Raw genomic sequence first — 22,408 nt, 5'->3', positions numbered from 1 at the left:
AGGCATTGCGGCGAACCAGCACGGCACATCCGGCTCGGACGGCAGTGATGGAAGCTGCTGAACCCTGTGGATCTGACCGCCAGAACGGGAAGGGCGTCCCTACCCGCCTCAGGAACCCACGGGCGGCCGTGAAGCCTGCGAACACGACACGTACGCGGGCAGATACCTCGAAGTCGGCCAGGTTGTAGGCGTGGAGCCTGAAGTGGTCAGAGGACCATCGCCAGGCCTCCCAAGGCAAGAACGGTCCCACTCAGGCCCACCGCCGTACCGAGATAGCGGAAGATGGTGGCCGAAGCGCTCCGGGTCTCGGGGCCGAGATTCCCCTGGGCGTGCCGGCGCAGTTCCGCGTTGGCCTGGGCCCAGTGATTCAGAGCGGTGGCCGAGTCACGCACGTTGAGTGCGACCCAGCCGCCGGATATGGCGCTGACCAGACCGAATGCCAGCAGGAAGAGACCGATGTCCATGTGTTGCCCCCCAGGTGATGATGATCGGCGGAACCATAGCAGCCGTCGGGGCCGTTCAAGGGGGCGGATGGTGTTCGCCGGCAAGTGCGCGGGAGGCGCTCCGTGTTGAGCTCCCGGATGGCGGTTCCGCCGTTTGAGCGCCTCTTCGATCTCCAAGCACGCGTGCCCGTGACGTCAGGGCGCGAGACCCATGTCGAGGACATCCGCACCGCCGGTTGCTAGACCGATTCCGCCGCGGATCACGGGCTCGCCGCCCGGCCGACAACCACGGGACGGGACCCACGGCATGACCCGGGGCGTGGGCCGGTGGCCGCCGGTCAGCCGTGGGAGTGTCAACCCCCGAAGCGGGCCAACAGGCTGCGGGTCGCGTCCACCGACAAGCCCAGATCGGCGGGCCACCCTCTGCGGGTCCTGGTCGCGGGCGTCCTGGGCCGACCAATGCGCGGGGCGTGGGACGATGAGTTCCAGGGTGCGGGCGGCTTTGACAGCTGCGGTCGGTGAGTCCTGGGCGAGTCTCGATCGCGGCGGTCCCGGTCTGGCAGAGGGCTTCCAGCTCTGCGGGGAGGGGGATCGTGGTGTTGGCGACGTCGCGGATGTGGGTGTCCCAGTCGTCCTCGCACCGCTTCGCGGTGGGTAGTCCGCTCTCGTGGAACGGGGCCTCCCCTGCTGTCGTCCAGTCGACGGTGTGCCGGGTTCCGGTCCAGCCGCAGGAGCACTCCGCGCGCGGTACATCTGCTTTCGGGCGGGTGAGGTAGGTGCCGGCGCCGTCGTAGACGCTCCAATGGCTCACCTCCCAGCCTGAGCTGCCCGACATCGAGTCGAGGCGCCGGTACACCCTGTATCGGTACCGATGTCCGGCCCACCGGGGCCGAGAGCACAGACTCTCGACCCGCAATCGGGCGCGTCACAGCCCCGACGAGGCCGATTACCGACCCTGAACATTCCGTCACCCTCGCCTGCGCCCTACACACACTGCACGTCATCGTGGCCCGCCACCCCACCGGAGCAGAGAATTCCGCAACAGCCGTTCCGCACGATTCTTCGCATAGGCATTCAAAGACCGCGTCTCGGAACGAATCTGTCCACCTGTTTCGGCACCCACCTCGCCGACTCGGCGGTCAGCCAGCCCGATACACGTCGGGGGCGCGGTTCGGTCAGTGAGCGAACTCCGAAGCCGACAGGCCCTGTGCCGCGACCGGGAGGGCACTGGGCGACGTCGCGCACGGGGTGACGGACCTTCTTGTCCGGCCGACTTCGACTCAGAGGCTATCGGTGCGCTTTTCGAGGCGAGTGCCGTTGCGAAGGGTGATCGACATGAGGTCGCTGGGGGCCTCCAGCTCCAGGCGGTGCCAGCGGCCGCGCGGGACGATCACGGCGGTGCCTGCCTGCAACTGCACCATGTCCTCGGCTCCTCCGGGCCTGTCGGGACGGAAGTAGAGCCGAACGCCGCCGGTCAGGCAGCACACGGCTTCCTCGGCCTCCGGGTGCACCTCCCAGTGGTCGGCGTGCACGTCAGCATCGGTCTCGACGTGAAACGTGGCGATCTGCCAGGCGCCGGAGCCGCTGCGTGTCATCTGCCGTTCGGCGGCCAGGACTTCGCCGTCGGGATGGAAATGCAGCGCCGAGGCGAAGAGGTCGACGGCGGTGGTCGTCATCATGAAGGTGTTCCTTCCAACTGGTTCTCGGTGGGGGCGGTGGGTCGCGGAGGGGGTGTGACGGTACGGCGGCGTGGCAGCACGCCGATCGCCACGACCGCCGCGAGCACGAAGATGGCGGCGGCGATGGCCAGGCCCAAGGCGTAGCCGTCATTGAGTGCGGTGGGGCCGGTGGTCGCGCCGGTGCGGCGCGCGGCGACGGTGGCCAGGACAGCCAGACCGACGGAGCCGCCGAGTTGGCGGGAGCTGTTCATGAGGCCGGAGGCCATGCCGGCCTCGCGCGGAGCAACGCCGGTGGTCGCGGCGGCGGCGACCGGGGCCAGGACCAGTCCGGCACCGACGCTGGTGACGAGGGACGGGCCGAGCACATCGGTGAGGAAGCTGCCGTCGGGGCTGATGAGGGCGAACCAGGCCAGGCCCACGGCGGCCAGCAGGGCGCCGGGCACCAGGGACACACGGGGGGTGCGTGCCGCGGTGAAGCGTGTCGCGGCGATGGTTCCCGCGACCAGGCCCAGGGAGAAGGGCAGAAATGCGATGCCGGTTGCTGCGGCACCCAGGCCCAGAACCTGCTGCATGTACAGGGACACGAAGTAGAACGCCGTGAACTGCCCGGCCGCGGCCAGGAACACCAGTACGTTCGCTCCGGCGACCCAACGGCTGCGCAGCAGGCCGAGGCGCAGCAGCGGTGCGGCGACCCTTGACTCGGCGAAGACGAAGGCGGCCAGCAGCACGGCCGCGGCGAGCAGGGACGCCCACGTGACCGGGGAGCCCCAGCCAAGGACGTCGGTGCGGACGACACCGAGCACCAGCAGCCCGACTCCGCCTGTCGCCAGGACGGCGCCCAGCGCGTCCAGCCTCTCGCGCCGGGCAGGTGATGCTCCGGCGGGCACCCCTGCGGGGATGAGCGCGAGAGCCGCCACGACGATGGGCAGGTTGATCAGCATGACCCAGCGCCAACCCGCGTACTCGGTCAGCAGTCCCCCTGCCAGCACGCCCAGCGCGCCGCCTGCGGCGTTCACCGCACTCCACACCCCGAGCGCGCGCACGCGCTGGGGGCCTTCGGTGAACGTGGTGGTGAGCATCGCCAGCGCGGCCGGCGCAGCTGCGGCGGCGCCCAGGCCCTGCCCGGCACGGGCGGCGATCAGTTGCCAAGGCACCTGAGCCAGTCCGCCCGCCAGCGAACACAGCCCGAAGACGGTCAGCCCCAAGGCGAACATCCTGCGCCGGCCGTACAGGTCGCAGGCCCGTCCCCCCAGCAGCAGGAACCCGCCGAACGTGAGTGCGTACACGTGCACGACCCACGACAGGTCGAGCGGCGCGAACCGCAGGGCGGTGCGGATCGCGGGTAACGCGACGTTGACCACGGACATGTCCAAGGCGAAGACGAACTGGGCGACAGCGGCTGCCGCCAGCACCACGCCAGGCCTTTCTCCGGAGTTTTTATACATGTAAGGAAAGTTAGCGTCAGAGGGTGGCCGTTGTCGACACCTGGGGGATGATGGGGTCATGCCGCAACCGTCCACACCGCGCAAAACCATGGGCCGACCTCCCCGTATCTCTCGCGAGGAAATCATCGAGACAGCCGGCCGGATCGTGGCTGAGGGAGGAGTGGACCGGCTGACCATGCGGCGGCTGGCCGCGGAGATCGGCAGTACGCCCATGGCCCTCTACCACCACGTGCGCGACAAGGAAGAACTGCTCGTCCTGCTGCTGGACGACTACGCCTCACACACACTGCGCCGATCCGAACTGCCCGCCCACCCTCGCGAGCGGATCGTCGCTGCCGCCACCGCAATCCACGAGGCGCTCGCCGCCTGTCCCTGGATCGTCGAGGTATTGACCGCCGACGACCTGATGTCCACATCCGCGCTGTGGTTTGTCGAGCAGATCGTCGACGGTCTGCTCGAATGCGGCCTCTCACTCGACCGGTCCGTGCACGGCTACCGTGCGATCTGGTACTACACCGCGGGAGAGATCGTGGTCAGGACAACAGCGGCCCGACGGCGCGCAGACGATGGACGTGCGACCTACCGGGAGCAAGTCTTCGCCGATCTCGACCCGAGCGAGCTACCCCGGTTGGCACAGGCCGCGGACCGCTGGGCGCCGCTGACCGCTGAGGACACCTACCAGGAAGGACTCCGCGCCCTGGTGGACGGACTTCTCGTCAGCCGCTGACGGACTCGCCGCTGCCCGGCGGACCTGCCCGCTGACACCGCGACCGGCAAGTGTCGGCCCATCAGATCCGATGGTGGATGACGACAGGGTTTGCTGACAGCCAGGGTTGAATGCGACCAGGTCAGCCGCGGCGCGATCCGCACGGCGGTCGCCGGCTTCATGCCCGGCCGGATCGCCATCGCGGAAGACGCCCCGGCTCTGGAGCTGCCCGTTGTCCTCGACATGCCCGGCGAAGTAGCCGCCTTCCTCAGCACCACCGAACTGGAGACCGCAGAGCGCGCGGCGCTCGACCACGGGGTGACCGTACGACGCGGCCAGGGCTACCTGCTCCGCATTCAAGCCCCGGCCCCCGTCATCGCGAAAGCACTCGACCACCACGACAAGACCGCCCCCCGCCTGGCCATCGCGGCCCGCAGAACCTGGAGCCGGTACGCCCCCGGTGACCACACACGGCGAGTTGTCGCTCCGCTCCCGCCGGCATGCCTCGTCACTCGGGAGAGTTGAAGCCCAGTTCACGCAGGCGAGGCAGGCAGGCTTCGAGGCACAGCACGGTTGCGCCTTGGTCAGCCGGCGCCTCCATGATCGCGACAACGTCCACCCGGCGTAGTCCGAGTGAGGGCCATCAGGCGGGCCGCGACCGACCACAAGCGGGGATTGTGGAGCTGCTGCTGGACGGTGACCAGCTCGGCGCTGATCAGCGGCTGGTCGCCCTGCCGGGAGCGGGGTCTTCGGGCCGGCGGATGCGGGTGGGCTTGGGCCGCAGCGGCAGGCCGTCGTCCACCCCGGCGGCCCCGGCTTCCGGGAGTACCCGGTACATCGAGGAGACCGAGGGGAGCCGAGCTCGTCGGGCAGGTCCCGCCAGGACGAGTTGGTCGACACCCTGATCATCTGCTCGGCCGTCACCTGTGCAAGAATCTTGAACACATTCAACTTGAACGCATTCAAATCGATCAGGGGGCAGCCGGCACGTGGTGGACTTCAGCAATTACGTGGGGGCGCCGAAACTGCGACCGTGGCGGCCGCCGCCACCGGCCCCGCCGTGGCCGCTATGGCGGAAGTTCCTGACGACGCTGATCGCTGTCGCGGCGATCGGATTGCCGCTGTGGGTGCTCTACGTGCTCGGACAGCCCGAGGTGATCGAAAGACGTCCGGCCGCATGCGCGAAGGCCCTGAAGAGCATCGGCTGGAAGCCTCCGGCACACCTGGACGAGGAGGCCTGCACGGAAATCGACAGCAGCATCTACGCGACCGCCTGGACCGGAACGTTCCACATGCCTCGCGCCGATGTCCGCGACTGGCTCACCGGCCTGCCGTCCCGCCAGGACGGACCGCCCGTCCTGAGCGAGGCAGCCGCCCCCCAGACCTTCTTCTTCGTGCCGCCCTCGGCCGGACGGATCGACACCGTGGAGGTCTCGGTCACATGGCAGGGTGAAGCGAACGCCGTCATCAGCTTCAAGACATACAACGGCTAGGCGGCGAGGGTCCCGAGGACGAGTGCCCCGGCGGCCAGGATGCCCTGGTGCCCGCCGGGCACCGAGTACGGGAATCCCCCTGCGGGCAGGAGGACCGCGCCCATGACGAACAGCGGTGAAACCCGGCAGCCGGTCGCACGGCGGGTCACCGGCGGGACCCGATCGGGTCGGGCAGGGCAGTGGCAGAACTCATCGGGGGCTCCTGGCAGGGAGGGCGCGCCATGCACCCGGCCTCCCACGGTGTGGCCACCACGTCGGCTTCCTGTGCCCCGGGGGTCTCATCGTCACTCCACTGGAGCGAAGTGCCGTAATACTTCCGTCTCATAGATTTTCGTCACGAATGAGCGTGTGTGGGCCATTGTGGAGGTATGGACTCTGGCCTGTACGACCTCGCAATGGACCGGACCCTGACGAACATCGCCTGGTTCCTGATCGTCGGTCTTCTCGTCGTCGGCTTCCTGATCGGCTCGTTTGTGCTGGGCCGGCGGATCCGGGCACACGAACCCCAGCCGCCCGGTCTCGACAGCCAGCCTCACCTGCCCGTCGGAGGGGCCGTGTACGAAGTGCGCGAGGAGCACGAGTCGCCGGGATTCCCCGAGGGCGGTCTGCGCCCGCACCAGATGGGCGGGTACGGCAACGGCGGCTCCACCACCCACAGCCACCCCGAATAGGCCCGCGCCGCCAGGGAGTCCACCTTCGAACACCCCAACCCGCGCACGAGCTGGGCGGGTTCAGGATTCGCGGACTTCGGTGCGCGCCACCAGTCGCCGTCGGATACGCCAAGCGCCACCGGTGGGCGCCGCCCGCGCCATCGACACACGGGGGATGAAGGAGGCCCGATCGTCATGGCCACTGTCACGCAGAACCAGGCCCGCCGCGGGCGGGGGGTCGTCCTCGACGACCATCTTCCGGTCGATCACCGGTTGCGCCGTGTCTACCGTAGTGGCGCGGGGCTCATGGGCGCGTTCCTCATCATGTTCGGAATTCTGGGTCTGATCGACCGGATCGGATTCTTCAGCACCAGCGGGGGGATGGTGATGGGCCTGGGCGGCAACGGCGCGCTGAGCGTGGCCTCCCTCCTCGTGGGCGGACTGCTGCTGGCCGGCGCGGTGATCGGCGGCAACACCGCGTCCACCGTCAACATCACCCTGGGCGTCGCCTTCCTCGCGGCCGGCTTCGCCGGCCTCGCCGTCCTGGACACCCGCTTCAACGTCTTCGCGTTCCACCTGCAGAACGTCTTCTTCAGCTTCGTGACCGGACTGCTGCTGATGACCTTCGGCATGTACGGGCGCGTCAGCGGGTCCCTGCCGCACGACAACCCGTACTGGCGTTCCCGCCACCCCCGCGGTTGAGGGTTCGGCGATCCGCGCTCAGGCGAGGCCCGCGCCGGCTTGCTGTTCGAGGGCGGCTTCGGCATCGCGGATCGCGTGGGCCGCGTTGATGAGGCCGATGTGGCTGAAGGCCTGGGGGAAGTTTCCGAGGGCTTCGCCGGTGCGGGTGTCGACTTCCTCGGGCAGGAGGCCGAGGTCGTTGGCGTAGGTGAGGGCGTTGTCGAAGATCTGGCGGGCGCGTGTGTTCTGGCCGGCCAGGGCGAGGGCTTGGGCAAGCCAGAACGTGCAGAGCAGGAAGGTGCCCTCGTCGTGGTCGATGTCGTCCTTCAGGTAGCGGCGCACCAGACCGCGGGAGTCCGTGAGCCCGCCGGCAATCGCCTCGATCGTGGAGCGCACGCGGGGATCGTCGCCGGGGAGGAAGCCGGTGAGGGACAGCATCAGTGCGGAGGCGTCGAGGCGGTGGCTGCCGAAGGCCTGGGTGAACGCGCCGGCCTGCGCGTTGTAGCCCTGTTCCTCGATGGTGTCGCGGATCTGTTGGCGGATGTGCCGCCAGTCGGTGACGCGGGCTTGGGCGCCGAGGGCGGGGGCGAGGTCGATGGCTCGGTCCAGGGCGACCCAGCACATGAGTTTGGAGTGCAGGAAGTGACGGGCTGGGCCGCGTCCCTCCCAGATGCCCTGGTCGGGATCGGCCCAGCGCCGGGCGGCGGCTTCGGCGCACTGACGCAGGAAGGTGCGGACCGGCGGGTCCAGGAGTTCGGCGTGGGGCAGGGTCTGGTGAGCGGCGTCGAGGAGTTCTCCGTAGACGTCGAGCTGTCGCTGGCGCCAGGCGTCGTTGCCGACGCGTACCGGGCTGCTGTCCCGCCAGCCCGACAGGTGCGGCAGGGTGCGTTCGCTCAGGTCGCGCTCCCCGCCGATGCCGTACATGACCTGGAGGTCGACGCCGCGCTCCAACTGTGTGGCGGCGGCCTGGGCGAGGAAGGCGAAGAAGTCGGCCTTCTCCTGCTTGCAGGCGGCGGTGGCCAGGGCTTGGAGGGTGAGGCTGGCATCACGCACCCAGGTGTAGCGGTAGTCCCAGTTGCGGCTGCCGCCGACGCTCTCCGGGAGCGAGGTCGTCGCCGCGGCGACGATCGCCCCGGTCGGGGTGTAGGTCAGGGCGCGCAGCACCCGCCCGCTGTGGCGGACCTCTTCTTCCCAGGGGCCCGTGTAGGCGGAGTGAAGCGTGGACCAGGAACGCCAGCCCGCTTCGGTGTCGGCCAGCCGGCGGCGGATGCTGCGTCGGGACCACGGTTTGCGATCGGGTCCCCAGGCCGACTCGGCGCTGAGCGCGAAGCCGAGCCGGTCCCCGGCCCTGAGGGTGGCCTCGGCGTGAGCTGTCGATCCCTCCAGCCGGAAGGCGAGGTCCGTGGCGAGCATCAGGACCTGGGCGCCTCCGCGGGCCAGCAGTCCTCCGCGGTCTCGGGTGAAGACCGGCTTGATCAATCCGAACTCCGGTCGCGGGGCGTACTCCACGGCGATGTCGACCCGGCCGCTCGCGCAGGTGACCTGGCGCAGCAGGGTTCCCGGCGAGGACTCCCCCATGGCATGTCCGCGTTCACGCCTGCCCAGGGCCAGCGCGTCGCGGAGCACCACGATGCCGGTGGGGGTGCGGAAGGTGGTCTCCACGACCAGGGTGTGAGGCAGGTAGCGGCGGCTCACCTCGGCCGGCAGGCCCGTCGGGTGGATCGACCAGTGGCCCGCGTCCTGATCGAGGAGCCGGGCGAAGACCGCGGGGCCGTCGAACCGCGGGAAGCACAGCCAGTCCACCGACCCGCCCGAACTCACCAGCGCCGCGGACCGGCAGTCCGAAAGGACCGCGTAGTCGCCGATGGGCCGGTCACTCACGTTGACACTCCCCTGTTCGACGGTCCCCGGAACCCCGGCCAACGCCGACGACCATCCGGAGCCCCGGCCGGTGTTTGCGCGCCCGGGCACTGCCCGCTCCGAGGCCGGCGACGTGACGGCAGGCCCCGGGGCGGGCAGTGATGAGCCACAGCCACCCATCCCGGGGCAACCAGAGCTCCACCAGAAGACACGCTGCGCTTGCGTCCGAAGCGACACCGCACTGGCAACGCGCTGCCTGCCACCCGAACGCCCGCAGTCCCCACCCTCGGTCGCCCGTCCGGTTCTCCCGGCAGGCATTCGCGGGCAGGCGGACCTAACGTCGACCGGGACAGCACCTGGCAAGCCGAAGCCGGCGCCACAGCCTGCGATGGCTGCCGCACCGACATGACCGGTTCGCCCACCCGATCGTCATGGGGCCGGCAGTCGACGACTGACAGGAGTGTGTGTGAGCGCCGCCGCTTCGATGCCGATGGGCGGCCCAGAGCCCTGGCAGCGAGGCCCGTACGCCGAGGCTCTCTGTTCATCGGCGGGCGCCGTCACGCTGCGGGATGCCGAGGGCTGGTGTCTGCCCCTGGACATCCGCCGCTGGTGTGGGGAGGCTGATGCCGCTGACCGGGCGGTGGTGGACCGATGCGTGGGCAGTGTGCTGGACATCGGGTGCGGGGCCGGACGCCTGGTCGAGGAGCTTGCCCGGCGCGGGCAGCGTGTCCTGGGAATCGACGTGTGTCCGACGGCCATCATCTCCACGGTCTGTCGAGGCGGCACGGCGGTCAGTCGATCCGTGTTCGATTCGCTCCCCGGGGAAGGCGGCTGGGACACCGCACTTCTGGTCGACGGGAACATCGGTATCGGCGGGGATCCTCGTCGCCTGCTCGAACGCGTGCACGGTTTGGTCCGCTTCAGGGGGCTGCTGATCGCGGAAACCGCTCCCACCGACATCGACGAGCGGCGCCGCGTGCGGATCCATGCCGGGCAGATGACGCCCGGCCCCGTCTTCTCGTGGGCGGCCGTCGGATCCCGGGCCTTGATCGTGCACGGCAGGAAGTCGGGCTGGACACCGGTCGAGCAGTGGACCGACGGGTCACCGGCAGGGGAGCGTCACTTCGTGGCCTTGCGGGCCCGTGGCTGAAGTCGGGCTTCCTTGTGTGCGGCCCGCGGCCACGTGCGGACCGCGGCCACGTGCGGACCGCGGCCACGTGCGTAAGACCGGCCGAGTGATCAACGAACGCTTCCTCCACAAGGAGGGCTCCCTGTTCTGGGTCCCCTCGCCGTGTTCGGGACGCTCAAGTACTTCTACGAGGTGCCGTACCGGGGCCTGTACGTCGACGGCAACGACATCGTCTGGGACACGAAGGAGAACACCGCCGTCCCCGCGCGGCCCCGCCTGGAGTCCCGGCACAGCGGCAAGGCCATGGAGATCGGCAGCCAGAGCAGCCGGAGCGACGCACCCGTCCTCCCGCAGGAGTGGCACAACACCGCCAACCAGAAGTTCCGCCCGGCCCCCTCACCTGACGCCCGCCCGCCCCGGACGCCCGAGGGGATGCGTGCGGAGCCGGGCTGTCCGGCGGTGCCGGGGACCTGCGTGTTGTCGTCACCGCCCTTGGTGAAGGTGCACTTCGCGTTCTTGCCCCCGGCGGGCCTCCCGTGGAGGGGAAGGTGGCGGAGGAGCTTCCGCCTGCGGCCTTGAACTCGCGGGCCGGGCCGCCCCCGCCACCGCCGCCGTCCGTCTGCGAGGTGACGCCGGCCCCGTCGATCCGAGGGCGGCTGCCGCACTGGGCTCGCCTCGATCGCAGATGTCAGCACGCCGCGGACGGCGGGAGCCCGTCGGTGCCGGGACCGTGAGGTGTCGACCGGCCGGCACCGACGGCTCCCGCTGCGCCGCCGCGCGATGTCAGGAGCGGGATCCCCGACGGGGCCGCGGCGACCTCCGCGTCTTCTCGGACGGGCCCAGTTCGACGGTGAGGGGGGCCGCGATGAAAACGGAGGAGTACGTGCCGACGGCGAGGCCGATGAGCAGGGCGAGGGCGAAATCGGTGAGGGAGCCATCTGTGAGCAGGGCGAGGGACAGAAGGACCAGTGCCGCACCCGTCCCGGTGTTGACGGTGCGGGGCAGGGTCTGGAGGATCGCCCGGTTCGTGAGGCGGGACGGCGATCCGGTGCGGTCGCTTGCCAGGAGCTCGCGGACGCGGTCGAAGAGGACGACGGAGTCGTTGACCGAATAGCCGATGACGGTCAGGAGGGCGGCCAGGAAGACGCCGTCGACGGGTTTGCCGAGCCAGGCGAACACACCGATGAGGATGAGCACGTCGTGGGCGAGCGCGCCGACGGCTGCGGTGGCGAACATCCAGCGGAACCGCATCGCAAGGTAGACGAGTTGGGCGCCGAGTGCGAGGCAGAGAGCCACGATGGCGTTGCGGCGCAGCTCTTCGCCGAGGGTGGGCCCGATGAGCTCGTCGCGGATCACCTCGGTTTCGCCGCCGAGCCGGCCGATGGTCGAGGCGACCGTGGCCGCTTCGCCGTCCGTGAGGTTCTCGGACCGGACCGCCAACTCGGTGGCACCGGAGGACTGGACGAGCGCGCGGGGGAACCCGGCGTCGGCCAGTGCGGTGCGCGCCAGGTCGGGATCGACGGGACGGCTGGTGCCGTACGCGATGAGCCGGCCGCCGGTGAACTCGATACCGAAGTCGAGCCCGCGGACGAGGATGCCGGACGCGCTGAGGACGAGGAGCACGGCCGAGGCGGCCAGCCAGCGCCGCGGGCGCCGCATCAGGTGGGGACTGCGGCGCAGCAGGCGGTCGCGTACCCACCCGGTTCCCGCGATCCCCGTGATACGGGGACGACGGTGTACGCAACGGCGGTTCGTCGCATATTCGGCCAGTACTCGGGTGATCAGCAGGGCGCTGATCATGGAGGCCAGGACACCGATGCCGAGGGTGATGCCGAAGCCGCGCACGGGGCCGGAGGCGAACGTGAACAGCAGGCCGGCGGCGATCAGTGTGGTGATGTTGGAGTCGGCGACGGCGCTCATCGCCCCGCGGAATCCTGCGGTGAGGGCCGCGCGCGGACTGGGGCGGCTGCGGGCTGCGTAGTCCTCGCGGGCGCGTTCGAAGACAAGGATGTTGGCGTCCACAGCCATTCCGATGGTCAGGACGAATCCGGCGAGGCCGGGCAGGGTCAGGGTCGCGTCGAGGGCGGCGAGGGCGGCGTAGGAGATCAGGCCGTACCCGGCGAGGGCGATCGTGGCGAGCAGGCCCATGAGGCGGTACACGGCGATGACGAACAGCGCGGTCAGTGCGCTGCCGATGGCTGCGGCCAGAGCGGCGGCCCTGATCGCCGCATCGCCGAGGCCGGCGCCGATGGTGCGCTGTTCGATGGTCTCGACCGGCACGGGGAGGGCTCCGCCGGAGATGAGGAGGGCGAGGTCCCGGGCTTCGGATTCGCCGAAGGCACCGGTGATCCGGGTGGATCCGCCGGAGATGCCTGCTGCGCAGGAGACGGCCGGGCCGACCTGTGGCGAGGAGATGATCCGGTCGTCGAGGACGATGGCGATACGACGCCGGGGGTCGCCGTCCCCGTGGCAGGCGGCCGCGGCAGTGGCCTGCATCCACCCGTCGCCGCCCTGGTCGGTGAAGTCGATGGTGATGTGCCACCCGTCGCCGCCCTGCCGGTCGAACCGGGCAGCCGCGCCCTTGACGTCCGTTCCCGTCAGGCCGGCGGCCTTCAACCGCAGGAACTGCCCGGAGTCGTCGGGCAGAACGCTTTCCGCGCCCGGCCCGGCGCGTGGAGCGTCGGTGGTGGAGGGATCGGCTGCCGTGCCGAGTACCTCGTGGACGGTGAGTTGTGCGGTGCGGCCGAGTACGTCCGCGGCTCTCTTCGGGTCCTGGACGCCGGGCAGTTCCACGATGATGCGGTGGTCGCCGGAGCGGACGAGGGTGGGTTCGGCGAGGCCGAGCGCATCGATACGGCCGCGCAAGACCTCCAGGGTGCGGTCGGTCGCTTCGCGGCCGGCGGGAGCGGTGGGGGTGGAGCGGGTCTCCAACACGATCTGGGTGCCTCCGCGCAGATCGAGTCCCAGGCGGATCGGCGTGGTGAGGGCAAGGGCGAGCGAACCGGCGATGATCGCGAGGGCGAGCAGTGTGCGCAGGCGCGACGTACCGCCTCGACGTGTGCGACGTTTCACGAGAGGTCTGTCTCCAGGCAAGCAGGTCGCGGCGGCTGTTTCCGGTGCCGCGGCCGGGGGGAAGGGGGTGTCGTCACGTGCCTGGAGGCGCGGGAGGTGACCGTCCACTGTCCTGGGCGGGGCAGCAGTCCGAAAGAAGCGGGCGGGTGGGTACCGGCACGCGCGGGCCGGTGATCGCCGGAGCGGCGGCACCGCACATGTTCCCGGTTCGGGGGTCCGGCGGGGAGGGCCGCTCGTCGACGTGTGCGGGACGGGGCCGTGCCTGGGCCGGACGGACGACGGGCTCCCCGTAGCCGGGACGGGCCGCATCACGGGCACGTTCACGTTCACGGTCGTGGTCGTGGTCCGGGGGCGTCGTCGCCGTGGCCGCTGCCGTCGAACGGGCCACCGGCGTTGGGACGCCGGGCCCGCTCCCCGTGGCGGTCGCCGTCAGCAGGACGGCCAGGAGCAGCGCCGGCGCCGCCGCGAACCGGTGGGGAGCGGCCGGGGCGGCGCCGGGTGCCGGATCCATGTACCGCCCCTTTCCGGGTGTCGACGTGCGAAATGGCCAAGGGAAATGTGCGGTATCACCGAGCAGGTGCGGGCAGGCACGCGGGAGGGTGGGGAGGGCGGCAAGCGGCCGGAGGTCAGGCTTCGATGAGTCCGGAGCGAATGGCGTACCGGGCCAGTGCCAGCCGGTCTCGCAGACCGAGCTTGTGCATCAGGTTTTCCCGGTGGCGGTGCACGGTCTTGACGCTGATGAACAGGATCTGGGCGATGTCCTTCGACGAATGGCCCTCCGCGACCAGCTTCAGCACCTCCTCCTCGCGCGGCGTGAGGAGATCCCCGGGGCCGCCCGCATCGCTCGCCGCTCGGTCCAGACGGCTGCGCACCAGGGGGCCGGCCGCGGCGGGGTAGAGGAACGGCTCGTTGCGCATCGCGGCCCGGCACGCGCCCACCAGATCGCGGTCGGCGACGGATTTCAGTACGTACCCGCAGGCGCCGGCCCTGAGCGACTGGACGAGGTACTGCTCGTTGTCGTGCATGGTGAGCATCAGGATCCGCAGGTCCGGCTTGAGGACGACCAGTTCGCGGGCTGCCTGGAGTCCGGTGAGCCGGGGCATGGAGATGTCGAGGACGGCGAGGTCGAGGTCCTCGGTGCGGGCAGCGCGGACGGCTTCCGCGCCGTCCCCCGCTTCGGCGACGACCCGCAGGTCGGGCTCCTGGTCGAGGATCAGGCGTACGCCGCGGCGCACGAGCGCGTGGTCGTCGGCGAGCAGGATGCGGATCGGCCCGGTGCGGGGGGAGGGCGCTGCGGGGGCCGAGACGGGTTCGGGAGGAGGGGCGGGGTCGGGCATCGTCAAGGCTCCCTGGCGAGCGGGGTGGCAAGGCGGATCCGGGTACCCGTGCCCGGCGTGGAGATGACCTGGAGGGCGGCTCCGGCGAGCAGGGCCCGTTCGCGCATGCCGCGGATCCCGGCACCCTCGTGAGCGGCCGCGATCCCGCGGCCGTCGTCGGCGACCTCCAGGACCACCGTTTCGCCGTCGTGGAGCAGGCTCACTTCGATGCGCCGGGCGTCCGCGTGACGGACCGCGTTCGTCAGGCTTTCCTGGGCCACCCGGTACAGCACGAGCTCGATCTCCCGTTCCAGGCCGGGCAGGTCCTTGTCGAAACGCCGCACGACGCTCAGGCCGCTGTGGGTGGCGAAGTCCCGGGTGAGGGAGCTCAGCGCGCTGAGCAGCCCCAGGTCGTCCAGGACTCCGGGGCGCAGGCGGCGCACCAGGCGGCGGACTTCGTCCAGGCTGTCGCGGGTCACCTCCCGGGCCTGCTCCAGTTCCTCGCGCAGCGGCGCGTCCGCCGCACTCGCCGCGCGTCCCAGCACCAGGAGGACCGCGGTCAAGCTCTGCCCGACCTCGTCGTGCAGCTCTTGGGCCATGCGCCGGCGCTCCGCCTCCTGGGCGAGCAGCACCCGAGCGCTTGAGGTGGCGCGTTCGTGCTCCAGACGGTCCAGCATGGCGTTGAAGGTCCCGATCAGCTCGGTCATCTCGCCGCCGCCGCTCGTGCTTCCGTCACCGGACCCGGACCCGGACCCGGGTAGAGGCAGCCGCTGTCCCGGATGCAGCAGGTCGACGGTGCTCATCAGCCCGGCCAGCCTGCCGAGCGGAGCCAGGCCCCAGCGCAGCAGCGCGGCGTTGGCGACCAGCATGACGGCGAGACCGCCCACCAGCACGACCGCCTCGGTCAGCAGCACCGGCACAGAGACGGTCACCGGCGCCCAGAGGAGCAGCGCCGTCGCGATGCCCAGCACCATGGCGTTCAGCCCGAAGATTCGCCAGAACAGCGACACGAAACCCTCCCACTCTTCCGATCTTGGATTGCCACCCAATCCGGCTCACTGTGTCTTCGATATGACGGGTTGTCTATGGGTGTTGCACCCCATATCGAAGGCCGGAAGCCTGATCGACCGTGGCGGCCCGGCAAACGGGGAAATGGGGCATGCGACCCATGGGCTTCCGATCGCGGGGCGGGCAGGGTCGAGCTGACCGAGATGGGGCAGCCGCCCCGTCCGACGGCGGCGACGAAAGGAACCCCAGTGCCCTCCTCAGTACCCTCCGACGCATCCCCGGCCGCATCCCACGCCCGGCCGCGCTCCGCACGACTGACCCCGTCCGACGCGCGCCAACGCCTCGAAGACGCCCGGAGCAGCCGCGCCCTGCAACTGCGCGCCCTCGACAGCGGCCCGAGCAGGGAAGGCCACCTGGTGGCCACCCAGACCGAGGCCAACAAGCGGGTCATCGCCGAGATCGACGCCGCCGTCGCCCGGATCGAGGACGGCTCCTACGGCACCTGCCTGGCCTGCTCCGCGCTCATCTCCGCGGAACGCCTGGAGATCCTCCCCTACACGCGGTACTGCGTTCCCTGCCGGCACCGCGCCACCACCTGATGCCGACCCCGCCCCGGCCGCCCGTCCCGCCCTGCCCTGCCCACCAGGGGTGAGAACGTGAAACACCAGACCATCGCCCGGCAGACCACCGATCTGTCGCCGGCGGACATCGCCGCACTGCGGGAGAACCTGCGCGATCAGCTCCTCTTCCGCCAGGAACAGTTGCGCAGGCTCACCGCCGCAGAACCGGCTCAGGACCACCGGACCGAGGTGCGTCCGGCGCTCGCCGCCTCCGCGTACGCGTACATGGTCTTCGTCGATGTCCGGGCGGCACTGCTGCGCATCGCGGACGGCCGCTACGGCGCATGCCAGCTGTGTCAGCGGCCCATCGGCCGCGAGCTCCTGATGATCGTGCCGCAGGCACGCCACTGCGCCCGATGCCGGCAGGTACGGGAGGCCGGGCGATGACCGCCGGCGGTCCCTTCACCGATGCCGCACCCTCCCGTGCCGGTCACCGGCCCCGGCCGCCGTGCCGACAGTGCTGCGGCGTGGCCCTGGAACTGGGCAGCGCCCGCACCCGCGCCTGGGTCGCGGGACAGGGGATGATCCTGGACGTGCCCACCGTCACCTTTCCCGGGCCAGGGGTGGTCCACCCCGGCCGGCGGCGCGGAGCGATCGTGGACGTGGCCGGTACGGCCCGGATGCTGGACCGGCTTCTCGGCCCCCGCCTGCCCCGTTCCACCCGCCCCCTGGTCATGGTCACCACACCGGTTCTGGACGGCCCCGCCCACCGGGAACGTGCCCGCACCGCAGTGCGGGCCCTGCGCCCGCGCGCCGTCCTGACCGTGCCCACCTCTCGCGCCATCGCCCTGGCCGCGGACGCCGACCTCGCGCGGCCGCTGCTCGTGGTGGACATGGGCGCCCACCTCACCGAAGTGGTCCTCCTCGGTGAGGGCTCCGTCGTCGACGCCCGCTGCACCGCCGTGGGGACCGCCGACCATGCCCACGGCACCGACGCCGCACAGAAGATCAGCGAGACGGTCGCCCTCATGATCACCTCATTGGTCCACCAGGACTCCACGGGACTCGCAGACGACGCCCTGAACCGAGGCGCCCTCCTGGCCGGCGGCGGCGTACTGATCCCCGACCTCATCCACCGGCTCGCCGACACGCTGCGGGCGCCCCTGTGCGTGGCCCCGGCACCGCACACCGCCGCACTCCGCGGGGCCGCCAGGGTGCTGCGCGCCGCACACACCCACCCCTCGCTCTGCGGCACGGCCCTGCCGAGCGTCGCCGCCCCGCCATGATCCGAAACGGGTCGGTGCAGGTCAGGGATTCCCTCTGAGGTGCTGCACCGTTGTCATCTCGTGGGGTGAACAGCGGGCCCGAGCCGCGGGGCAGCGGCTCGGGCCCTCGGTCAGATCACCACGAACGCGAGCCAGGCCGCGCCCGGAGCGATCACGCACACACCCGCGCCCCAGCGCAGCAGACTGCGGTACGTCTGCGTCCGCATGGGCTCCGGTGCATTGGCCACCACCAGGGCGCCGTTGGTGGAGAAGGGGCTCGCGTCGACGATGGTGGACGCCGAGGCGAGCGCGATGACCAGGCCGGTGGTGGCGATGGATCCCGAGGCCAGGAACGGGGCCGCGAGCGGCATCAGTGCGCCGAGGATGCCGGTGGTGGAGGCGAAGGCCGACACCACGCCTCCGACGTAGCAGATCAGCAGGGCCGCCAGCAGCGGGACACCGACCGCGGCGATCGTCTCGCCGAGGGAGTCGACGACCCCGAGCTTCTGCAGCAGGGCGATGTACGTGACGATCCCGCAGACCAGCAGTACGACCGGCCAGGCGATCTCCTTCGCGGCCCGCTGGGCCGTGGTACGGAACACGACGGCCAGGGCCGCGGCCAGCGTGAGCGCGAACAGGCCCGTGTCCAGCGAGAGGACGGTGGTGCCGAGGACCAGCAGCACCATCGCCACCAGAGTGGCCACCTGTTCGACACCGAGTACCGGGTCGGGTGCCGCGGTGGATTCCGCCTCTTCCGCCCGGGTGGGCGCCGTCCCGCGTCGGCGGCCGAAGACGAGCCATGTGACGAGCGCGGCAGCCAGGTTGATGGCGAAGGTGCCCCCGAACAGTGCGGCGCCGTCGACGTGCAGGTGGTTCGCGGCGAGGGACGAGTGGACGATACCGCCCAGGATCCCCGTGGGCGCGAAGCTGCCCGCGGCGGCTCCGTTGACGGCCATCAGCCCGGCGTACAGGGGGCTCATGCCGTTGCGCACGGCGAAGGTGATGCCGATGGGTGCCACGATCGCGACCGCCGCCGGGGAGGCGGCACCGGTGGCGCACAGCAGTGTGGCGAGCAGGAACAGCAGCCATGGCACCACCGCGACGCGGTGGCCTGCGGCCCGGACCGCGGAGTGGACCAGCCAGTCCACCGTACCGTTCGTGCGGGCGATGCCGAACAGGAAGGTGACGGCGACGAGCACGACGAACATCTCCGCCGGAAAGCCCGCCAGCACCTCCTTGGCCGGGTGGCCGAGCCACACCACTCCGAGCAGGAAGGTGGCTGCCAGTGCGAGAACGCCCATGTTGAGGCCGGTGACGGAGGCCAGGACGAAGATGACGGCCAGGACCAGCACGCCTGTCAGTTCCGTGGACATGAGGTTCTTCCTTCGGGTGAGCGCTCAAGGGGCGTGTCGATCCAGGCGGCAACCGATGCGGTGTGCTCGCCCAGTGCCGGTACGGACCGCAGGCGTGCGGGGACGCGTCCGGCGACCGTGACGGGAGGAACGAGCCCGGTCAGTTCCCCGACCGGACTGTCGAACGAGGCCCATCGGCCCCGCGCCCGGAGTTGGGCGTGCTCGCTGAACTCGCTCATGGTGCGCTGCCGCGCGTGCGCGATGCGTGCCTCGTCCAGCCTGGCAACGAGTTCGACGGCGTTCAGGCCCAGGGTGGTGTCCCGTACGATGCCGTCGAGTTCGTCCCGGTGGGCGACGCGTTCGGCGTTGCCCAGGAACCGGGGGTCGTCCGCCAGGCGGGGCCGGCGGAGCACGATCGCGCAGAAGGCCTCCCACTCGTGGGCGTTCTGGAGGCCGAGCATCACGCTCTGCCCATCGTTGGTGGGGAACGGGCCGTAGGGGGCGATGGTGGCGTGGCCGGCTCCGGTACGGGCGGGGGCGGTGCCGCCGTAGCGGGTGAAGTACTCGGCGTAGCCCATCCATTCGCCGAGTGCCTCCAGCATGGAGACCTCCAGCGTGGCGCCGAGGCCGGTGCGCGTGCGCTCCAAGAGCGCCGTGAGGATGCCGGAGTAGGCGTACATGCCCGCGCAGATGTCGGCGATGGACAGGCCGACCTTGGACGGGCTCTGCGGGGTGCCCGTGATGGAGAGCAGCCCGGCCTCCGCCTGTATCAGCAGGTCGTAGGCCTTCCGTTCGCGGTGGGGGCCGGTGCTGCCATATCCCGAGATGTCGCAGGTGATGAGCCCGGGGTGGCTCGCGGCGAGTTGTGCGCTGCCGATGCCGAGACGGGCGGCAGCTCCCGGAGCGAGGTTCTGGACGAGGACGTCGGCCCGGTCGACGAGCGCCCGCAGTTGCCGGTTCCCCTCGGGAGAGCGCACGTCGAGCTGGACGCTCTCCTTGCCGCGGTTGAGCCACACGAAATGGCTCGACATGCCGCGCACGGTGCGGTCGTAACCGCGGGCCAGGTCTCCGGTACCGGGTCGCTCGATCTTGATGACCCGGGCGCCGAGGTCGGCCAGCTGACGGGTCGCGAACGGCGCGGCGACCGCCTGTTCGAGGGAGACGACGACGAGGCCGCAGAGTGGCCGGCCCTCCGGTTCGTCGCAAGGTTCGCCGGCGAGTCCGTGCGGGGGATGCGGCTCGGGCATGAAGTGCCTCCGGAGGGCGGTCGGGTGTGTGGGGAATCGGGATGTGTGGGGAAACTGTCCGCCGTACGTGAACCGGTGTGAAATGACGAAATGACCGCCCTCTCATACGTGCTGTGCATGGGATGGGACGGCGCCACGGTCATGCCCGCCACGCATGGCACATGGCGCATTCGGTCATTTCACAACTCCGCCCGGCATTCCGAAGATGAGGGCATGACGAACGAGAATCTCCCCCGCCCCGACCAGTACCGCGCCCCGGCAGGAGGCTGGCAGGGCCGCTTCTTCGAGGACTTCGAGGTCGGGGACGTGTACCGGCACCCCCTCGGCCGGACCGTGCTGGAGACGGACAACTCGTGGATGACGCTCCTCACGCAGAACACGGCACCGCTGCACTTCGACCGGCACTACTCCGCGCAGACGGTGTGGGGCCGGCCTCTGGTCGACTCCACCTTCACGCTGGCCCTGGTGACCGGGCAGAGCGTCACCGACGTCTCCCAGCACGTGATGGCCAATCTGGGATGGGACCGGGTGCGCCTGCCCAACCCGGTGTTCGAAGGCGACACGATCTATTCGCAGTCGGAGGTGCTGTCCGCACGGGCCTCTTCCAGCAGGCCGGATGTCGGCATCGTCCGCGTTCGCACGATCGGGTTCAACCAGGACGGCGTCATCGTCATCACCTTCGAGCGGACGCTCATGGTGTACCGGCGTGGTCAAGGGCCTTCGTTCGATGCTGTGCAGCCCGTGTGGGACGAGCGCTCCAGAGCCGCGGCGGGCCTGGACGGCTGACCTGCCCGACGCGGTTGCGGGGCGGGCTGCCGGTCCGGCCCTCGTACCGTCCGGCGCGCCGGACGGTACACGCCTGCGCGCGGGCGGCATGGCCGGCGTCGTAGGTCACGGCAGGAGTGTCCTGGTGGCGGGATCGATGTGCGTCGATGGCCCGCAGCGTCGATGGCCCGCAGGGGCTGCGATCACCTGCAGGAGCTCCAGCACACGGATGTTCCCGAGGGAGGGAACGGCGGTCCCCCGCCCCACGCACCGACCGTCGATCCGCGGCCACACCCACAGCGGGCTCCGGGGAAACGCTCGCCCTACGCGCCCGCCACCTCGGCGAATTCCAACAGGTCGCGGGCATACTCCAGACGGGGCCGGTCGATCATCTCTCCGTCCACGCGCACCGCGGCGCCCTCGCTGTGCGCGGCCTGGTCGAGGACCCTACGGGCCCAGGCCACCTGCTCCGGCACGGGGCTGTAGGCAGCGTTCACGGCGGCCGTCTGCGCCGGGTGGATGCAGAGCTTGCCGGTGAATCCACCCGCCCGGCTCGCGTCCGCCTCGGCGCGAACGGCGGCGAGGTCGTCCAGGTGCATGGCGGGGCCGTCGATGGGACCGCGCAGTCCCGCAGCCCGGCTGGCGATCACCAGCCGGGTACGCGGGTAGGCCCACGCTTCGGGCGCGTCGCCCATCCCGGTCTCACGGCGGAAGTCGGCGGTGCCGAAGGCGAGGGCGAAGGTCGCCTGCTCCCGGGCGATGGCGAATGCGTTCTCGATGCCGAGCGAGGTCTCGACAAGGGCGACGACGGGCGTTCCCGCCGGGAGCAGGGCCGCTGTCGCGGAGACGTGTTCGGCGTGCTGGGCCTTGGGCAGCATCACTCCGGCCAGGGCGGGCAGGCCGGCGACGGCCTCCAGATCGTCACGCCACTGGTCACTGCTGCGGTCGTTGATCCTGACCCATACGGGTGTGCCGACGGCGCCGCGCCGGGTGAGGTGGTCGCGGGCGAGCGCCTTGCGGCCCGGGGCGACGGCGTCTTCGAGGTCGAGTACGACCGCGTCCGCGCCGGGCCTGTCCGGGCGCGGGTAGCGCTCGGGCCGGTCCGCCGGGGTGAACAGCCACGAGCGGGCGTGGCGGGGGCCGAGGGCCATCACATCCCCCCGCGGGTGCCGGGAGTGGTGAGGCGCAGATCGGCCCGGACCGCGTGCCGTCCTTCGGACAGCGTGGTCTCGACCCGGTCGGCGAGCCGGCCGACGATCGCGAGTCCCCGACCGCCCTCCCCGGCCGGCCGGGTCGCCGAGGCGGGCCGTCGGACGACGGAGAGGCTGCCGAGGTCGCATACGTCGATGCGGAGCGTCATGCCCTCCAGGCACAGTCTCATGGCCAGCTCGGCACGGCCGTACTGGGCTGCGTTGGCGCCCAGTTCACCGATGATCAGGACGGCGGACTCGCGGTCCGAGGCGGCCACGCCCCAGAAGCCCAGCAGGGCCGAGGCAAAGTGACGCACCTCGGACACCATGTTCTTCTCGGCGGCCACGCAGACCACACCCTGACGGGATGCGGTGCGCGCGGACGTCGGTGTGCGGGCCGCCTCGGGAATGCCCGCCTGGAGAGCCGCACCCGGTGCCGGGTGGCGGTCCCCGCAGGATCGCGAAGCGTCGACGGCGGTGTTGGTACCCATGACGCAATCCTCGGCCGCCGCCTCTCCCCTGTGAAATGACGCGTTTCCGGCGACCT

Annotated in this window: 24 protein-coding genes; 11 read left to right on the top strand and 13 right to left on the bottom strand. The window is 70.8% G+C overall.

Annotated elements, in window-relative coordinates; all coding sequences use genetic code 11:
* Window positions 1-206: 206 nt before the first annotated feature.
* From ACQEVM_RS36725 to ACQEVM_RS36715, 3 genes are all read right to left on the bottom strand, one after another.
* On the bottom strand, window positions 207-464 hold the full coding sequence (locus tag ACQEVM_RS36725; protein ID WP_433086740.1) for a hypothetical protein: 258 nt from the start codon (window positions 462-464) through the stop codon (window positions 207-209).
* 1,259 nt (window positions 465-1,723) lie between these two features.
* Window positions 1,724-2,119, bottom strand: coding sequence for a cupin (locus ACQEVM_RS36720; protein ID WP_433086980.1), 396 nt, complete (start codon window positions 2,117-2,119; stop codon window positions 1,724-1,726).
* The gene (locus ACQEVM_RS36715; RefSeq protein ID WP_433086738.1) at window positions 2,119-3,567 is read right to left on the bottom strand and encodes an MFS transporter; all 1,449 of its coding nucleotides are present in this window, start codon (window positions 3,565-3,567) and stop codon (window positions 2,119-2,121) included. The genes ACQEVM_RS36720 and ACQEVM_RS36715 overlap by 1 nt, the downstream gene beginning before the upstream one ends.
* Window positions 3,568-3,625: 58 nt before the next feature.
* On the opposite strand from ACQEVM_RS36715, the gene ACQEVM_RS36710 reads away from it, so the two are divergent.
* Both ACQEVM_RS36710 and ACQEVM_RS36705 read left to right on the top strand, forming a co-directional pair.
* Window positions 3,626-4,294 carry a TetR/AcrR family transcriptional regulator gene (locus tag ACQEVM_RS36710; RefSeq protein WP_433086736.1) on the top strand — a complete coding sequence of 223 codons (669 nt, stop codon included), beginning with the start codon at window positions 3,626-3,628 and terminating at the stop codon, window positions 4,292-4,294.
* A gap of 90 nt (window positions 4,295-4,384) precedes the next feature.
* Window positions 4,385-4,798 carry a hypothetical protein gene (locus tag ACQEVM_RS36705; protein ID WP_433086734.1) on the top strand — a complete coding sequence of 138 codons (414 nt, stop codon included), beginning with the start codon at window positions 4,385-4,387 and terminating at the stop codon, window positions 4,796-4,798.
* A 190-nt stretch (window positions 4,799-4,988) separates the two neighbouring features.
* Here the strand turns inward: ACQEVM_RS36705 and ACQEVM_RS36700 are convergent, their stop codons facing one another.
* A complete protein-coding gene (locus ACQEVM_RS36700) occupies window positions 4,989-5,111 on the bottom strand; it encodes a hypothetical protein (protein WP_433086732.1) in 123 nt (40 codons plus the stop codon).
* Between the two features lie 151 nt (window positions 5,112-5,262).
* Between ACQEVM_RS36700 and ACQEVM_RS36695 the strand changes: the two genes are divergently transcribed.
* The gene (locus ACQEVM_RS36695) at window positions 5,263-5,766 is read left to right on the top strand and encodes a hypothetical protein (RefSeq protein ID WP_433086730.1); all 504 of its coding nucleotides are present in this window, start codon (window positions 5,263-5,265) and stop codon (window positions 5,764-5,766) included.
* On the opposite strand, the gene ACQEVM_RS36690 is transcribed toward ACQEVM_RS36695, so the two are convergent.
* Window positions 5,763-5,915: a hypothetical protein gene (locus tag ACQEVM_RS36690; RefSeq protein WP_433086728.1), complete on the bottom strand. Its 153-nt coding sequence runs from the start codon at window positions 5,913-5,915 to the stop codon at window positions 5,763-5,765. The genes ACQEVM_RS36695 and ACQEVM_RS36690 overlap by 4 nt on opposite strands.
* A 219-nt stretch (window positions 5,916-6,134) precedes the next feature.
* On the opposite strand from ACQEVM_RS36690, the gene ACQEVM_RS36685 reads away from it, so the two are divergent.
* Both ACQEVM_RS36685 and ACQEVM_RS36680 read left to right on the top strand, forming a co-directional pair.
* The gene (locus tag ACQEVM_RS36685; RefSeq protein ID WP_433086726.1) at window positions 6,135-6,437 is read left to right on the top strand and encodes a DUF6479 family protein; all 303 of its coding nucleotides are present in this window, start codon (window positions 6,135-6,137) and stop codon (window positions 6,435-6,437) included.
* A gap of 174 nt (window positions 6,438-6,611) precedes the next feature.
* Window positions 6,612-7,118: a DUF4383 domain-containing protein gene (locus ACQEVM_RS36680; RefSeq protein WP_433086724.1), complete on the top strand. Its 507-nt coding sequence runs from the start codon at window positions 6,612-6,614 to the stop codon at window positions 7,116-7,118.
* 18 nt (window positions 7,119-7,136) lie between these two features.
* On the opposite strand, the gene ACQEVM_RS36675 is transcribed toward ACQEVM_RS36680, so the two are convergent.
* Complete coding sequence (locus tag ACQEVM_RS36675) at window positions 7,137-8,978, bottom strand: glycoside hydrolase family 15 protein (protein ID WP_433086722.1); 1,842 nt, start codon at window positions 8,976-8,978, stop codon at window positions 7,137-7,139.
* 445 nt (window positions 8,979-9,423) lie between these two features.
* On the opposite strand from ACQEVM_RS36675, the gene ACQEVM_RS36670 reads away from it, so the two are divergent.
* Both ACQEVM_RS36670 and ACQEVM_RS36665 read left to right on the top strand, forming a co-directional pair.
* The gene (locus tag ACQEVM_RS36670) at window positions 9,424-10,107 is read left to right on the top strand and encodes a class I SAM-dependent methyltransferase (protein ID WP_433086720.1); all 684 of its coding nucleotides are present in this window, start codon (window positions 9,424-9,426) and stop codon (window positions 10,105-10,107) included.
* A 141-nt stretch (window positions 10,108-10,248) separates the two neighbouring features.
* Window positions 10,249-10,665 (top strand): hypothetical protein, encoded by a 417-nt coding sequence (locus ACQEVM_RS36665; RefSeq protein WP_433086718.1) that lies wholly within the window; start codon window positions 10,249-10,251, stop codon window positions 10,663-10,665.
* Between the two features lie 204 nt (window positions 10,666-10,869).
* Here the strand turns inward: ACQEVM_RS36665 and secD are convergent, their stop codons facing one another.
* From secD to ACQEVM_RS36650, 3 genes are all read right to left on the bottom strand, one after another.
* Complete coding sequence (gene secD, locus ACQEVM_RS36660) at window positions 10,870-13,158, bottom strand: protein translocase subunit SecD (protein WP_433086716.1); 2,289 nt, start codon at window positions 13,156-13,158, stop codon at window positions 10,870-10,872.
* Window positions 13,159-13,784: 626 nt separating this feature from the next.
* A complete protein-coding gene (locus ACQEVM_RS36655) occupies window positions 13,785-14,495 on the bottom strand; it encodes a response regulator (RefSeq protein ID WP_433086714.1) in 711 nt (236 codons plus the stop codon).
* A 2-nt stretch (window positions 14,496-14,497) separates the two neighbouring features.
* Window positions 14,498-15,484, bottom strand: coding sequence for a sensor histidine kinase (locus ACQEVM_RS36650; protein ID WP_433086712.1), 987 nt, complete (start codon window positions 15,482-15,484; stop codon window positions 14,498-14,500).
* A gap of 246 nt (window positions 15,485-15,730) precedes the next feature.
* Here ACQEVM_RS36650 and ACQEVM_RS36645 point away from each other — a divergent pair, with 246 nt between their 5' ends.
* From ACQEVM_RS36645 to ACQEVM_RS36635, 3 genes are read left to right on the top strand one after another with little or no spacing between them, the layout of a single operon-like run.
* On the top strand, window positions 15,731-16,081 hold the full coding sequence (locus tag ACQEVM_RS36645; protein WP_433086710.1) for a TraR/DksA family transcriptional regulator: 351 nt from the start codon (window positions 15,731-15,733) through the stop codon (window positions 16,079-16,081).
* Between the two features lie 57 nt (window positions 16,082-16,138).
* Entirely contained in the window at window positions 16,139-16,489 is a 351-nt protein-coding gene (locus ACQEVM_RS36640; RefSeq protein ID WP_433086708.1) for a TraR/DksA family transcriptional regulator, read from the top strand.
* Window positions 16,486-17,328, top strand: coding sequence for a rod shape-determining protein (locus tag ACQEVM_RS36635; RefSeq protein ID WP_433086706.1), 843 nt, complete (start codon window positions 16,486-16,488; stop codon window positions 17,326-17,328). Before ACQEVM_RS36640 ends, ACQEVM_RS36635 begins: the two co-directional genes overlap by 4 nt.
* A gap of 110 nt (window positions 17,329-17,438) precedes the next feature.
* On the opposite strand, the gene ACQEVM_RS36630 is transcribed toward ACQEVM_RS36635, so the two are convergent.
* Both ACQEVM_RS36630 and ACQEVM_RS36625 read right to left on the bottom strand, forming a co-directional pair.
* Window positions 17,439-18,680, bottom strand: coding sequence for an SLC13 family permease (locus ACQEVM_RS36630; protein WP_433086704.1), 1,242 nt, complete (start codon window positions 18,678-18,680; stop codon window positions 17,439-17,441).
* Entirely contained in the window at window positions 18,665-19,906 is a 1,242-nt protein-coding gene (locus ACQEVM_RS36625; protein ID WP_433086702.1) for a CaiB/BaiF CoA transferase family protein, read from the bottom strand. Before ACQEVM_RS36625 ends, ACQEVM_RS36630 begins: the two co-directional genes overlap by 16 nt.
* A 213-nt stretch (window positions 19,907-20,119) precedes the next feature.
* On the opposite strand from ACQEVM_RS36625, the gene ACQEVM_RS36620 reads away from it, so the two are divergent.
* Complete coding sequence (locus ACQEVM_RS36620) at window positions 20,120-20,692, top strand: MaoC family dehydratase (protein ID WP_433086700.1); 573 nt, start codon at window positions 20,120-20,122, stop codon at window positions 20,690-20,692.
* 302 nt (window positions 20,693-20,994) lie between these two features.
* On the opposite strand, the gene ACQEVM_RS36615 is transcribed toward ACQEVM_RS36620, so the two are convergent.
* Together ACQEVM_RS36615 and ACQEVM_RS36610 are read right to left on the bottom strand one after the other, a co-directional pair.
* On the bottom strand, window positions 20,995-21,822 hold the full coding sequence (locus ACQEVM_RS36615) for an HpcH/HpaI aldolase/citrate lyase family protein (RefSeq protein ID WP_433086698.1): 828 nt from the start codon (window positions 21,820-21,822) through the stop codon (window positions 20,995-20,997).
* Window positions 21,822-22,352 (bottom strand): ATP-binding protein, encoded by a 531-nt coding sequence (locus tag ACQEVM_RS36610; protein WP_433086696.1) that lies wholly within the window; start codon window positions 22,350-22,352, stop codon window positions 21,822-21,824. Before ACQEVM_RS36610 ends, ACQEVM_RS36615 begins: the two co-directional genes overlap by 1 nt.
* Between the last annotated feature and the right edge of the window lie 56 nt (window positions 22,353-22,408).

It is taken from the genome of Streptomyces sp. CA-243310 (genome assembly GCF_050936775.1).
Taxonomy (GTDB): Bacteria; Actinomycetota; Actinomycetes; order Streptomycetales; family Streptomycetaceae; genus Streptomyces.
This window is presented reverse-complemented; position numbering and strand designations above follow the sequence as displayed.